The organism is Pantoea sp. B9002 (genome assembly GCF_013385945.1).
Classification (GTDB): Bacteria; Pseudomonadota; Gammaproteobacteria; order Enterobacterales; family Enterobacteriaceae; genus Pantoea.
Genome location: NZ_JACAPA010000011.1, coordinates 199,201 through 212,976 on the forward strand (window position 1 = coordinate 199,201; position 13,776 = coordinate 212,976).

The window sequence follows — 13,776 nt, forward strand, 5'->3', positions numbered from 1 at the left end:
TTTCACCCCCCCCCCTTCACTGGTTGAATTATTAGTATCTGTTAACCCCTATAAATATAACTTACCGTATAGTTATTACACCCCCTTATCTGTATATTTCTCAGATTGCACATGCCTATGTTATAATATAAATCACACACCCTTATATATAATATATACTGTATTAAAATCACCGTAAATTACCTTGCGGCACCTTGCAGGTTGTGGCTGGATGATATTTATCATACTTAATTTTTACTCCAGGGTTATCCATTAGGACATAAAAAAAGCTTTGTTTTCCTGAGAACAGGTTTAGCTCATTAAACCACTCCCGCTCAGTCCATTTTGGACTTCTGTCAGACCTTACTGGTGATGGTACAGCCTTTCTTTTTGGCAGACCTACTCAGTTACCCCGCGAGTCAGTTATACGTTGCTGTATCCAGGCTTCCACTTCGCTCTTAAGCCAGCGGGAGCTGCGCCCCAGTTTGATCGGTTTCGGAAACCGTCCTTCGCTTATGAGTTTGTAGAACCATTTATCACTGCAGTGGGTGTAAGCAGTAATGAATGCCATATCGACAAGCTGGTCATTCAGCAGAGCAGGTGATGTGTTCATGGTGGGATCCCCTTTACGTGAAAATAAAAGGAGGAATGACTGTTCTCAGCGTTGATTTGCAGCTTTCCTCAGGGGATGGACGGTCGTGTAAAAAAATAATGATTAGGCTATGTTTATCCTGTCGGTTCAGCCTCATTCGGAGAGGGAGGGAAGGCTGGGCTGAAGTGGAAAACAGACAGAACAGATGACATAGAGCGAACCCGGGGCGTTGCCGTTCAGGGCAGGGACATCGCCTTTCAGTTGCCCCATTCTCACCTCTTACTCCCTCTGGTTGCCAGCCCTCTCAATGAGGAGATGACCGGCTGTTTCTGAAGATAAATCTTCCCGTTTTTTTATTTTTTTTTGGTTGCGTCAGTCCGCGGGCTACAGGAAGAACAGGATTTATGCAGGATTCAGAATTTACATGTGTTTTCATAGCATGATGATAAACATTAAATAAACAAAAAGTAGGTCACTTTTATAGCTTACTTTAATTTTTAATGATATTTGTAAGTAGGTTGCAATTGCGTATTGATGCCATCTCTGCCATGCGTGTGCGATGGATGGCTGAGTGCCGGGAACCAACTATCAGGTGGTTATACTTTTGAAGCGGTGGTCATGATAGGAGACGGGGAAGATGGGCTATAAATACAAGGCTACGATGTACTACTCTGATGACGAAACCAATGAGTTTCTGAAGGAAAAAGCCGCAAAACCAAATGGAAAGAAAAGTGCTTCACACTATCTTTATTCACTGGTAACACGTGAAAGAGAAAACGCAGCCTCTGTTGAACTAAATCAGGAAGAAGTGGATGTGGTTCGAATTTATCCTGAGTACACCCGTTCAAGAAGGATTGAGGTTAGCGGACTGATTTCCTTTACAGCTCTGCCTGCATTTTTACTAGAGAGTAAATCAACTCAAAAGAGACTTGATCACAAAAATTTGATGAAGGAAATTGATGATAAGGTCCATCAACATCTCTCTTCGAAGGACAATAATCCTAGCAATTATTTTAACCATGATGGGAGTTTCCTTGTTGTGATTAAAACAGACGTTACCTGTTACTATAATAGCACTATCTCTGAGGTTGGATATTGCGAGGGAAATTTTCTAGCAAATTGTAGCGTCGTTCATGTTACTCAATCTGAATGGGTTAGGTTTGGGGGTAAATATGATTTTGAAAATATCCAATATATAAAGTTCAGAGACCTCTCGAGACTTAAAGTAAGAAAGGGTATGGGATTTTGTCAACTGGCAGAAATAAATCCACTGGATACGGTTGGTGCATTTTTCATCCCCGTACGAACAACCTCTAAAGATTTTCCATTAGACAAGTTTTCTACCCCTTTGCTCAAAGGCGTTGATATTAACTTCAATAAAGACAGAGTGAGACTTAAACCAATGAATGACACTCAAAAGAAAAAATATTTCGGATAAGTCAATGCCTGGGGTTTAGCTGTAAATATTTTTAGGCCTTTATTATCACCATGAGAACGGTTGCAGATTACGCTACCGTTGTATAATTTCAACTCACGGAGGTTAATGTGCCAGATAAAACCGAACAAGGCATATCTGCTTTGACACAACCACTTTCCCTTATCCCTGAATACCTCACCTGTGCCATTCTCAAACATATACGTCATTGCATTCATTACGAACCAACGATTGGCATTATGGGTAAAAGCGGCGTGGGAAAATCCAGCCTCTGCAATACCCTATTTACTCCACCACCAGCCAACGTCAGCGCAGTCAAAGGCTGCACCCGGCAGGTACAGCATTATCAAATGAGCCTTTCTCCGCATTCCCTGCTCATTGTGGACTTTCCGGGAATAGGTGAAACGCCAGAACTTGACCGCATTTATACACGGTTATATCAACACTGGCTGAACCAATTGGACCTGATTGTCTGGGTGTTGAAAGCTGATGACCGTGCCTGGAATGATGATATCCGGTGTTATAGGCAACTGGTTTCTCAGGGGGCAGAACCCGCCCGGTTTCTGTTCGTCCTTAACCAGGCTGATAAAATAGAGCCTTGCCGGGAATGGGATATAGAAAGCCGCCAACCTTCTATACGGCAGCAGCAGAATCTGCAGGAAAAGGTGACCCAGGTGTATGCCGCCTTTTCTCCAATTCATCCTGTTCTGGCTGTTTCTGCCTCGGAAGGTTTCAATATACCCCGGTGGGTCGAAACTCTAGTCACCATTTTGCCCGATAAAGCCAGCAGTGCGGTTACACGTCAGCTCGAGCCTGAGTATCGGACGGAGAAGGTTACCACCACCGCACAAGAAAGTTTTGCCCGAGTTGTAGGCGATATCTTCGACGAAAGCGTGGATGCCCTGCTGGAGTCACACACAATAAGAACGTGGTTAAAACAAGTCCGTAGTCGGCTACTCTCTTTGGCCAGATTATTCTGGCATCGCTTCTTTTAAGTCTTAGCTAAAACCAGCTACCCGTTCGATCTGTTTCGCCGATCGAATATTGAAACTAAATAGTTTTTAGCTATCAATTATACGTTAATGATCGTTTTTATCGATAGATTTCAACGATCAATTTCTGTTTATTGATCTCCACTAACGATTATCCCTCCTCTTTATATCCCGATACGATCCCTGGCTGGGGAGGTCATTTAATCCCAATACTTTCTAATCAATTGTTAATAATGGAATGTTTTATGCTGAAACCTTACCCATTTCTCAAGCAAGACACCTACGCTTGGTTTTTATCCATTGGCCTTCCAGTTATCTGGATACCCTTCGCCATTTTCTTTCCAAAAGAGATTGGCCTTGGCTTGTATATGGTGCTCTCCCTTATTTGGGTGTTGCTCGACCGACTCAACCTGATGAAACAGGAGATCACACCCCCTTCAATGGGATGGTTCTTGCTACCGATGGTTTATCTCCGTCAACGTGACGAGCGTCAGGGTAAGCCCTGGCGTTTGTTGCAGGTATGGCTGATTTGCACGGTGTTGTCAGCCGTGGCTGGTAATCATTTTAAAACGCAATCTAATACCGAGCGACTGGCACAAAGTGCTTGCCCGCTGGTCACTAAAATCCTGCAGCGTCAGGGTATCGAGGAGCACTGTATCCGTATCACAGATATCAGGGAGGAGGAGGCAGGGCGTTTTTATCAGGCTCAGGCTTTGCTGAATACTGGCTCTAAAGAGCCGCTTACGATAGAAGTACGCTCTGGCAGGAATATTTACGTCACGCTCACAGACTCGGAATAAGTGATTTTTATCAAGGAGACGATGAACATGAAAAAAATGATAATGATGTTTACCCTGTTGGTCAGCGCTCTGTTGAGCCAGGCTGTATGCGCAGCGGCTTATGATCCCAAGCCGATAGAATACCGGAATGTGGTGGCTGACAACGTACAGGTTGAGCATGACCGTATTATGGATGGCGTTGATGAATTTATCATCACCGGCAGGAAAGGGGGGATTACGGAGAAATTTAGGCTCACCTGCAACGCTGATGAAGCGCGTTTGAATATCCTGTATTACCTGAAAGATATCTATGGCGGCAAGGCGGAGGGGGGAACTGGTATGACCCTGCAGTATTACCCGGCAGGGGCTCATCAAATGAATATCAGTATCGATCATCCTGATACGCTGATGGATAGTCTGCTGACAGCCAATTTGGCACAGGCTGTTTCAAAAATGCTGGATCACAAGACTGGAACCTTTGTTTTTCATTTCTACCATAATGACAGCAGCTTCGATCATGTCCCTCTGGCGTACAGCTTCCAATACCCTGCGAAATTGCTGGCCCCAGCCCTGGGGAAGGCATTGGTTAATGCCAAAACCACATCATGCGACATCAAATCAGGCAATAGCCGGCTATCACCACTCAAGCGTCTGGTTGATCATCAATAGCTGATTTATTGCCGCTATCAGTTTATTACTCACTTAGAGCCCTGTCGCTGAACGCGATGGGGCTTTTTGTTTTGAAGGAGTCAGATGATCCATTTCAAACAGTCTCCTGCGATACCGCTCAATGAACCCCAAATGCAGTGCCATCATGCATATGAACGACTGAAAACAATGGGAATAACCTCATGAATTTAACTTTATCCCCGGCAGTCACTGAATTGCCATTAAGTACGCAGCGTACTATCAAACGTGCTCTGTTCTTGCTGGAGACACATCTGCGTGAACCGGGAACCTCATTCACGTCACTTGGTACTGTCAGCGATTGGTTGCGGTTGCGAATGGCTAGATTGGAGCGAGAAGTCTTTATGGTGCTCTGGCTGGACAATCAACACCGGCTGTTGGCCCACGAAACGTTGTTCACCGGCAGTATCAACAGTACCGAGGTCCACCCCCGCGAAATCGTGAAAGCGGCACTGCAACACAATGCTGCTGCGGTACTTCTGGCGCATTGCCATCCCTCTGGCCACGCTGAGCCCAGTGTTGCCGACCGCCAAATCACCGGCAAGATTAAAGATGCACTGGCACTGATTGATGTCAGGATGCTGGATCACTGTATTGTCGGTGGCATGACGGTGTATTCGTTTGCTGAACACGGCTTGTTATAGGGGGAGATACGATGTCATCAATCACTACCCCAGCCTGGGGGCTCAAACGCAACGTCACTCCGCAGTTGGGTGCCCGCCTGGTACAGAAAGGCGCACGACTGCATTTCTGGCAGACCGTGCCGATATCAGCGGGACCTTCAGCGAAGCACAGGTACGTGATTTAGATAACGCTTTCCCGCAGTTCATCAACCACCTGGAACTGATGCTGCTTTCTGGCGAGCTCAATCCCTGCCATCAGCACTGTGTCACGCTCTACCACAAGGGACTAACCTGCGAAGCCGATAGCCTGGGATCACACGGTTATGTGTATCTCGCCATTTATCCTACACCCCAATCAACTGCATAAATCTTCGCCTTTTATACCTATCGATTTTCTCCTTTCAGCTAGCTAACTACGAGATAACCCACATGCAGACCTTACCTGTCACCCCGAAAGGGGCGACTTACGCTTGCCCATCACCCGTTGTTGTCTGGCAATCCATGCTCACGTATCTGCTGGAACAGCATTACGGATTGGCGCTTAACGATACCGAGTTCAGTGATGACGCGGTGATCCACGAACATATTGATGCCGGTATCTCTCTGGCTGATGCGCTAAATTTTACGGTGGAAAAGTTCGACTTGGTTCGCATCGATCGCCGGGGGTTCTCCTGCCAGGCACATTCTCCCTTTATCACGGCTATCGATATTCTCCGTGCTCGTCGAGCCACCGGCCTGATGACCCGTCTGGGTTACCAGACCATCACCTCAGTTATCCGGGGCGAAAAGCAGACATGAGCCTGTCCGGATTACTGCTGGCATGCTGATAACCCACATCCAGTGCAGTACAGCCCACAATGTTTTTTAATACTATCACTACCCAACACCCGTCCTTAAACCGGCGGGTGTTTGCGTTTATGGAGAAAGAAGTATGCAGACTGAACCCGAGGTTTTAACTGACCATACAAAGGTGATTTGTTCCACCAGCATCGAACGCGTTGTGTCTGGACGTAATGCCGCTCTGGCGCAGATTGAAGCCCTTATTCACCAGCTTGAAGATATCTCGGCCATCACTAACAGCATCGGAGGAGGAATAGCAAGAGATTGGGCCATGCGACAAGATTTTCGCTGCGGTTGCTGGCTGATGGAAAAAGCAGAAACGGCCATGCCAGTTATCACCTGCAATCTTGATCGCGATATATGGCGGGATCTGATGAAGCGCTCCGGCATGCTCAGTTTGATGGATGCCCAGGCGCGTGACCAATGGTACAGAAACCTTGAGGGAGACAATCTTCCTGCCATCAGCGAAGCCAACATACTCAGTACCTTTGAGCAATTGCACCACAGCAAGGGGGAAGTGTTCGAGCGTGGGGTGATCAACGTATTCAAGGGACTTTCATGGGATTACAAAACTAACAGCCCATGCAGCTTTGGAAAAAAGATCATCATTAATAACCTGGTCACTCACAATCGCTGGGGCTTTAGCCTGAACTGGGGCTGGCGTCGTGACCAACTGACGGATCTGGAGCGGATGCTCTTCCTGCTGGATGGCAAGCCTATTCCTGATAATCGCGGTGATGTCACGACCCGGCTAATGGAACATATTCGCGATCATCCGGGTGTGAAGTCGTACGAAGATGATTTCTTCAGCATTCGTTACTTTCAGAAAGGAACTGCACATCTGACATTCAAGCGTCCGGAGCTCATAGAAAAGATGAACGACATCATCGCAAAGCACTATCCGGGGATGTTGGCAGCGCGGTAGTTCATCGTTACAATCACCGGGCTCGAAATCGCAGATGTTTTTAGCGAAATACGATTGGGGGCCTAATTGGGGGCTCCGGCGTTTTTAGAACAGAGAAAAATTCTTTAATAACAATGGTTTTATTGTGTGTGTTCGAATCCTGTAGGGTACCAAATACTTTCAATGACTTACGCCAGCTTCAATCCCACCTGATTTTCCCCTTGTGTCGTATTTGTGTCGTCACCTCCCAAAAGTGAGTCAATTTTGCGCGCATGCTCCGTTAAATGATTCGGCGCCAAGTGAGCGTATCGACGCACCATCTCAATGCTTTCCCATCCCCCCATTTCCTGCAGAGCTGACAGCGGAACACCAGACTGGATTAACCAGCTTGCCCAGGTGTGTCGCAGATCGTGAAATCTGAAATCCTCTATGCCTGCATGCTTTAGACCGATATTCCACGCCGTGTTATCATCACTGCGCATTTTCCTGCCAGCAGGTGCGATCGTCCCATCGCTGCGATGCTTGGGCTTGGTGTGAACAAACACCCAGCGAGAATGCTTCCCGATTTGACTCTTCAGCACTTTGCACGCCGTATCATTCAAAGCCACGCCAATAGCCTTGCCCGCTTTGGCGTTTTCTGGATTTATCCAGGCGACCTTCCTTTGCATATCAACCTGTGTCCATTCCAGATCCAGAATGTTCGAACGACGTAAGCCTGTGGATAGCGCGAATATCGCAACGGGCTTGATGCTCTCCGGCATGCATTCAATCAGCCGGTTTGCTTCCTCGCGCGTCAGCCAGCGAATACGCTTGCTGATCGGCTTCTTAGTTTTAATGATGGGCGCAGCTTTAATCCATCCCCATTCATTAGCAGCAGCACGAAGCAAAGAGCGCATGAATGAAAGGTAATGGCTCTTGGTTCCGGTGCTGACCTGCTTCTCTTTGTATGCCGGCACCGGCTTCCCATCCCTTATCGCGGCATCGCGCTGTATTTCCCATTTCCTCCGGTGGTTGCGGTCGATCATCTTGCTGACAATCTTCTGCACCTCTTCGCCGGTGATGGTGGCGATACCGCCTCGATGTAATAGGCCGCATTGTTGGTCTTCCACGCAGTGTGCCGGCTGTAATCGCAAAGATGTTCTTCGGATTTGAGGGGCACACTAATTCTGCTGGATTTAGTAGCAAGTCGAATGTTTCGTTTATAGGCGCTCCCTTTTATAGCAAGTTCTCACCAGCATACGGCGACTATCAACTTGGCGATAACGAGTACCGACGTTTTCTTAAGGTGAAAATCGCTAAGAACGCTGCAGCTTCGACAATCGCATCTGACGATCGCGTTAACCCGATTTCGTGTCCGTAATATTCAATCGGACCGGCGCGGGTTATTGTCGCAGTGGTGATTACGTACCCCTGCGGTGTTCGTTTCCATGTCATGGTTTATTCCCACGCTACGTAAGGAAGTGACAGGCAGCGGCACTGGAAATCCTCGCCGGGGCTAGCGAAGATTGAACAGGTGATTCAGCAGCTCATCGCCATTTCTCAGCTCACTGCCGATATTGGTGGCGGCAACGCTGCCGACTGGGCGATGAAGCAAGGGCATCGCTGTGACTGCTGGCTGGTGGAAAAGACAGATAAAGCGATGCCAGTGATTACCCGCAACATTGATCGCAGCATGTGGCGCGACCTGATGCTGAAATCCGGCATGCTTTCGATGATGGACGCACAGGCGCGTTCTCAATGGTATCAGAACCTCGAAGATGGCGACCTACCGGCCATCAGTGAAGCAAACATTCTCAGCACTTTCGAGCAGTTGCATCAGAGTAAAGCGGAAGTGTTTGAGCGCGGCATTATCAATGTGTTTAAAGGACTTTCATGGGATTACAAAACTAACAGCCCGTGCTTCTTCGGAAAGAAGATCATCATCAATAATCTAGTGACGCACAACCGCTGGGGCTTTAGCCTGACGTGGGGATTTCGTCGTGATCAGTTGGCAGATCTGGAACGGATGCTGTTTTTACTGGATGGCAAAGTAATACCCGATAATCGCGGTGACATTTCAATTCGCCTGATGGAGCATATACGCGACAATCCGGCCAAGGATGCTTACGAAGACAATTACTTCTCGATCCGTTACTTTCAGAAGGGCACCGCACATCTGACATTCAAGCTCCCAAATTTAGTGGATAAAATGAACGACATCATTGCTAAACACTATCCAGGAATGTTGGCTGAAAGATAGCGAAAGATTAGAATACGTTGGCCTCAAACTCAGGCGATCTTTGTCAGCAATTGCCTACAAAATTGCCTAAGTATTTTAAGAGGCAAATTTATCACACAAGGGACTGAATAATGGAAAAGATCGATGAGTGGCGAGATATACGAGAGTTGCTGCGTAGCACTGTGTTAATGCAGGAAGGCTATCATCAAGCAAAGAAACGTTATGCCAGTAAGATAGCTCCTGATTTTCGTTTGTTGCGTTTTTTCAATATTAATGAAAATACCCTTTCTCAATGTTTGGCATTCCTTCTCAGACCTGATGAAAGCCATGCCCAGGGTGATCTTTTCCTCAGTAGTTTTTATCACTTAATAGAGAAATCAGAAGCGCTCAAAGCTGATATGAAGGCTCAGATTTCAACTGAATACACCATTTCTAATAGTCGTAGAATTGACATATTGGTTGCGGATCAAAACGAGTTAACAGGTATTGAAAACAAACCTTGGGCAGCCGACCAAAAAGATCAACTTTATGATTATGCTCACTGGTTAGCAGCGGAAGCGAAACGACGAGGCGGCGGATGGTCCTTAGTTTACCTCTGTAACAACGAGATAAGTGAGTTTACTTTCCGCTCTCAGTCATCTGACGATATAAACAGGCATGTAAAACCCATCACTTTCTTTCAGTTGGAAAATTGGCTTTCGCGTTGTGCATTGCACATTGAGGCACCAGCAGTGCGATGCTTTGTTGAATCTCTAATAAAATTCATTCGCGAAGATATTAATGGAGAAACAGCTATGGAATTGCAAAATGAACTCACAGAAAAACTGGTTGCTTCACCGCAAAATCTCAGCGCAGCATTTTTAATTGCTCAGAATATGCGTCAGGTTAAAGAACGCCTGTGGAAAGATTTCATCGTATATCTTCGTCAGCAACTATCGCCATTGGGATTCAAGGTTGATATGAATGATGAGTTGCGTACAGGAAGTAAATACGCAACGTTCTCGGTGTTATTTAAAGAAGGTGATGATTTCAAATTATGCTGGGAGTTTGAAACCAGCGATTACCGCAATCTGGCTTACGGGATTTGCTCAACTATCGAGCCAAACGAGAAGTTGCATGGTGATCATTTTTCTGCAATCGCTCAAGCGATGAGACATGTTTTTCCTGAAATCGATGCAAAAATCGAAAGCGAAGGATGGTGGCCCTGGTGGTGCTATGTTGATGCTGGCATGAATGTCCCACGCAATTGGAATCTGGAATCAGATGCCTGGGCATTGTTGCTTGAACGTGGTGAAGGTAGCTTTGCACAATCAATAACCAGTATTGCAAAACGAATCCATGACGAAATGGATTTATCGTTGTTAAGGACGTCTTCCTAAAATCTGAGTGAAGATTTGGTCGCTCAGTGTTAGTAGCGACCATTAACGTTCTGAACTCTTCAGTTTCAGACCGAACTGAGGAGTTAGCTACCTCGGCTTGTTGGTTGAGTGGAAGTTAACAGTTAAAGATCATCTGCCCTGTCTAAAGGCTACTAAGTAGATCCAACCAGCAAAGCCACGCAAGACGATATGTTGGTATAATTGTTGGTATAAATTTTTTCGAACACGATTTTGTGGTTTTTAGTCAAAAGGTTAGGGTGTTAATTTGAATCCTGTAGGGGTACCAAATACATTCAATGACTTACGCTAGCTTCAATCCCACCTGATTTTCCCCCTGTGTCGTATTTGTGTCGTCGCCTCCCAAAAGCGAGTCAAAGAGACTCAAACGAATCTCTTTTTAGTTCAGTTCATTTTTTATTTCATCGAGAGCAATTTTATGTAGTCAGGTTTATTATCCTTGGCGGGTTCCTTGCTTCCATTTGGATAGGTTGCGATTATTACACCCGGTGCTGGGTTAGGCCCTTCAAGAGTAACGACTTTATCCAAATGAACTAATGGCTCGATAATAATATTTTGAGTGGTATTTAGCTTGTAACGTCGACTGAATTTTTCCTTACGTGTATCTCCGCCAAATAACTCCAAGGTTTTTTTATTAAACAAATGACTTATAAAAGTCTCAGGAAAAAAATCCGTCTTCAACGTGAGGTCGCCACTGACTTCTTTCGCTTTACCTGTACCATAACCATCACTGAGTCCGTAGTCAGCAAAGTCAAAAATATAACTTGTTTCGATAACTTCATTCCCTTTAACCAGTGGATTACTGTCAGAAATTTTAAAGGTCACCATTAAAGAATTCAGATCCCACTGGCATGAGCCTCCACCTTCTATAGTAATGTCCGTAAGCCAAATATTGCTCTCTTTCTGCTGAATAAAAGGCTGTGAAAAACTGTTGTATCCCGGCACTGGATAAGATTCAAAACTTGAATTATGACTTTTAGTCATACATTTTTCAGAACGATATAGCACTTGCATAGGCATCAGAATGATACCAACAGGCAATATAAATGATATTGAAACGCGACGGGCGTTTTCTGGCGGAGCGAGCGTTTGTTCTGCTTTGTTTTCATAACTGTAAAAAGTTACGGTAACAAATATAATAAACGAGACTTTAGTTAGAAAATTCAACTTCTTCCTCCGTGATGGCAGCAAAACGAATTAGAGCATTCATTCCAGTTTCAGATTCTTTCAAACGTCTTAATGCCACGATTAGCATGTCATGCAATTCAAGGAACAAGCGGTTGCGTTGAATCTCATCGGAGTTTTCGTTGTTACTAGCGTACTTTTCAACCGCTATGCGAAATCTCTCACGATACTCCTTACGGCTCATCATCCGCTCAGGTTCGGCTAATTCAAGCACCTGATTATGAATGTAAGGTAAATAACGGTGTGCCATTGAGTGGTTCCCAGGTCGGGTAATCCATCCATCAGAAATTGAGTTGCGGTTTCTGGGCAAACTTTTTTCCAGGCTGGTTGGAGTAATACATTTAATGAATGCAGCTTGATGATCCCCGGTAGCTTTCAGGCACTCATCATTTAATGAAGACACTATAAATAGTTTAACTCCCAAAAATTCCCGGTAATAGATTTCTCCAGGTACTGGGTTATCTTTGCCACCACCGCCTATCCACGGGACATTCTGGTGACGTGCTTTCATTACGCACTGCTGCGCCCTGAAAAATAACACTGTGTTCCCATGATGCCAGTAAGGGTCTCTCTTGAGACGGAGCCCGAGTTTCATCTCCATATTTTTCTGCCAGAGAGAAACCGATAGTCCTGCGACAGATACGGCCAGCCAGTTAAAACCGAGTTGAGATCCTAACGGCCCAAGTACCTGATAGAACAAATTGTCCATATCTGATTCCAGAGGGACTTGAGTCACCGAATCGTTGTCATTTACGTGACGGTAATGAGTAATGTTGTTGATATAAGGTAATGCCGCTCGCGTGAACGTGCGCGGCATTCCGTAGGTATACAATATAGGGTTGGTAGACTTCATCTCGGCAGCATACAACAGCGCCAAAGCGCCACCGAGGCTATGACCACAGATAAAAAGTTTTTTCTTTCCGTCTTCTAACGCTTGATTGATTGCGTTCAATTCACGATTAAATTTCTGTTTTGCTAACTCATAAGCTTCCAGGAAACCACCGTGCGTGTTACCGGAACCTGCATGTTCTGGTAGGCAGCGCTTAGGCCCGAAAGAGGCATCGGTTAGGGCGTTTAAAAGACTATCAGTTCCGCACCAAGCCACAAGTATGTGAGTTTTACACTCAACCATAAAAAGTCGGGTATCACCTTCCGGGTGATCCTGATCTCTCGTACTTAAATAAACCGAGGGAAGATAGCGATCGCGAAACGGTACATCCACAGCCAAGGTATGAAAATAGGACGGAAATTCGGCAAACTGTGGAATGGAGGATAGATCCAGGCTTTTTTGCCGGAAAAAGTGATCGATAGTGTGATTTTTTGCCTCATTAGCGTAAACAAGATCAGCCATGATTCCGAGATTCAACGCATTAGCGAGGTCATAATCTGGTGTAACGTGCAGGGCCAGTACCCACGCTCTAAACGGGCAGATCTCAATAACGTGCCGTTTATCCAGTAAATCACACGCAATTTCCGTTCCCTTGAGCTCTTTTCCATCTGGGAAATGAAAGCGAGGTGGGGTGTGATCCTCCCAATTTTCCATCTGTGGCAACTGGTCGCATAACTGACCAATGGTCACGTAATGGTAAGCGTGTCCTTCCTCTTCAGTTTTAATTTGCACTTCAGAACGCCACGAAGGATCACGAGTCTCCGGCTTGAAAATGTTATTGCTCAACGGCTGGCTGTTCGGATTTCGGCGGAGGCCAAGCGGACGCTGCTCCATTACGTCAGCCAGCTTCAAACCATCCGTTTTTACATCAACGGCTATACCAACGAGATTTTCGAACCGGACCAATCCTTGACTGTCAGTGAGTAGAGCTGGCGGGTTTGGTGGTGGCGTCGGGTCATATTGGCTTTTACTGAATTTATTCCACATTGCTACGTCGGTTGTCGAAGCGAGGGGATGATACTCCAGGCTCACGCTCAACCCGCAAACAGGTACATTGTTTTCATCAACGAATTGGAGCTCAAGCCAGTATCTGCGAGGCTTTCCCTGACACAACACAGTTTTATATGTATGTGTGACACTTGTAATGCAAGTATTGTCGCCGATGATTTTCATGCCAATTCCATTTGGTTAGTGTGGACTATCGGCGCGCATCATATACCAATAAATTTCATTCCGAAATTACTATGTTAATTATT

At 45.8% G+C, this 13,776-nt stretch carries 12 protein-coding genes and 3 pseudogenes; 11 read left to right on the plus strand and 4 right to left on the minus strand.

The genetic code is table 11. The annotated features are described in order from the left end of the window. Positions 1–382 precede the first annotated feature (382 nt). A complete protein-coding gene (locus HX773_RS09555; protein WP_176971323.1) occupies positions 383–592 on the minus strand; it encodes an AlpA family transcriptional regulator in 210 nt (69 codons plus the stop codon). Positions 593–1,208: 616 nt separating this feature from the next. Here HX773_RS09555 and HX773_RS09560 point away from each other — a divergent pair. The 8 genes and pseudogenes from HX773_RS09560 to HX773_RS09595 all read left to right on the plus strand — a co-directional run bounded on the left by HX773_RS09560 (position 1,209) and on the right by HX773_RS09595 (position 6,852). Next, the gene (locus HX773_RS09560) at positions 1,209–2,009 is read left to right on the plus strand and encodes a hypothetical protein (RefSeq protein ID WP_176971324.1); all 801 of its coding nucleotides are present in this window, start codon (positions 1,209–1,211) and stop codon (positions 2,007–2,009) included. A gap of 107 nt (positions 2,010–2,116) precedes the next feature. Continuing rightward, positions 2,117–3,001: a GTPase family protein gene (locus tag HX773_RS09565; RefSeq protein ID WP_176971325.1), complete on the plus strand. Its 885-nt coding sequence runs from the start codon at positions 2,117–2,119 to the stop codon at positions 2,999–3,001. 242 nt (positions 3,002–3,243) lie between these two features. Beyond that, positions 3,244–3,798, plus strand: a complete 555-nt coding sequence (locus HX773_RS09570; RefSeq protein ID WP_176971326.1) for a hypothetical protein — start codon at positions 3,244–3,246, stop codon at positions 3,796–3,798. A gap of 27 nt (positions 3,799–3,825) precedes the next feature. Then, on the plus strand, positions 3,826–4,446 hold the full coding sequence (locus tag HX773_RS09575) for a hypothetical protein (protein WP_176971327.1): 621 nt from the start codon (positions 3,826–3,828) through the stop codon (positions 4,444–4,446). A gap of 182 nt (positions 4,447–4,628) precedes the next feature. Beyond that, positions 4,629–5,108, plus strand: coding sequence for a DNA repair protein RadC (radC, locus tag HX773_RS09580; protein ID WP_176971328.1), 480 nt, complete (start codon positions 4,629–4,631; stop codon positions 5,106–5,108). 11 nt (positions 5,109–5,119) lie between these two features. After that, positions 5,120–5,454 (plus strand): annotated as a pseudogene (locus tag HX773_RS09585) (type IV toxin-antitoxin system YeeU family antitoxin). A gap of 62 nt (positions 5,455–5,516) precedes the next feature. After that, a complete protein-coding gene (locus HX773_RS09590; RefSeq protein WP_176971329.1) occupies positions 5,517–5,885 on the plus strand; it encodes a TA system toxin CbtA family protein in 369 nt (122 codons plus the stop codon). A 133-nt stretch (positions 5,886–6,018) separates the two neighbouring features. Next, complete coding sequence (locus HX773_RS09595; RefSeq protein ID WP_176971330.1) at positions 6,019–6,852, plus strand: DUF4942 domain-containing protein; 834 nt, start codon at positions 6,019–6,021, stop codon at positions 6,850–6,852. 167 nt (positions 6,853–7,019) lie between these two features. On the opposite strand, the pseudogene HX773_RS09600 reads toward HX773_RS09595, so the two are convergent. Then, positions 7,020–7,901, minus strand: a pseudogene (locus tag HX773_RS09600) (site-specific integrase); the annotation flags it as partial. 44 nt (positions 7,902–7,945) lie between these two features. Here HX773_RS09600 and HX773_RS25910 point away from each other — a divergent pair. From HX773_RS25910 to HX773_RS09615, 3 genes and pseudogenes are all read left to right on the plus strand, one after another. Next, positions 7,946–8,191: a DUF2612 domain-containing protein gene (locus tag HX773_RS25910; protein ID WP_370463595.1), complete on the plus strand. Its 246-nt coding sequence runs from the start codon at positions 7,946–7,948 to the stop codon at positions 8,189–8,191. Between the two features lie 135 nt (positions 8,192–8,326). After that, a pseudogene (locus HX773_RS09610) lies at positions 8,327–9,070 on the plus strand (DUF4942 domain-containing protein); the annotation flags it as partial. 110 nt (positions 9,071–9,180) lie between these two features. Further along, a complete protein-coding gene (locus HX773_RS09615) occupies positions 9,181–10,428 on the plus strand; it encodes a PD-(D/E)XK nuclease family protein (protein ID WP_176971331.1) in 1,248 nt (415 codons plus the stop codon). Between the two features lie 414 nt (positions 10,429–10,842). Here HX773_RS09615 and HX773_RS25915 read toward each other — a convergent pair whose 3' ends face one another. Both HX773_RS25915 and HX773_RS09625 read right to left on the minus strand, forming a co-directional pair. After that, the gene (locus HX773_RS25915) at positions 10,843–11,613 is read right to left on the minus strand and encodes a hypothetical protein (protein WP_255433195.1); all 771 of its coding nucleotides are present in this window, start codon (positions 11,611–11,613) and stop codon (positions 10,843–10,845) included. Then, complete coding sequence (locus HX773_RS09625) at positions 11,597–13,693, minus strand: lipase family protein (RefSeq protein ID WP_176971332.1); 2,097 nt, start codon at positions 13,691–13,693, stop codon at positions 11,597–11,599. Before HX773_RS09625 ends, HX773_RS25915 begins: the two co-directional genes overlap by 17 nt. Between the last annotated feature and the right edge of the window lie 83 nt (positions 13,694–13,776).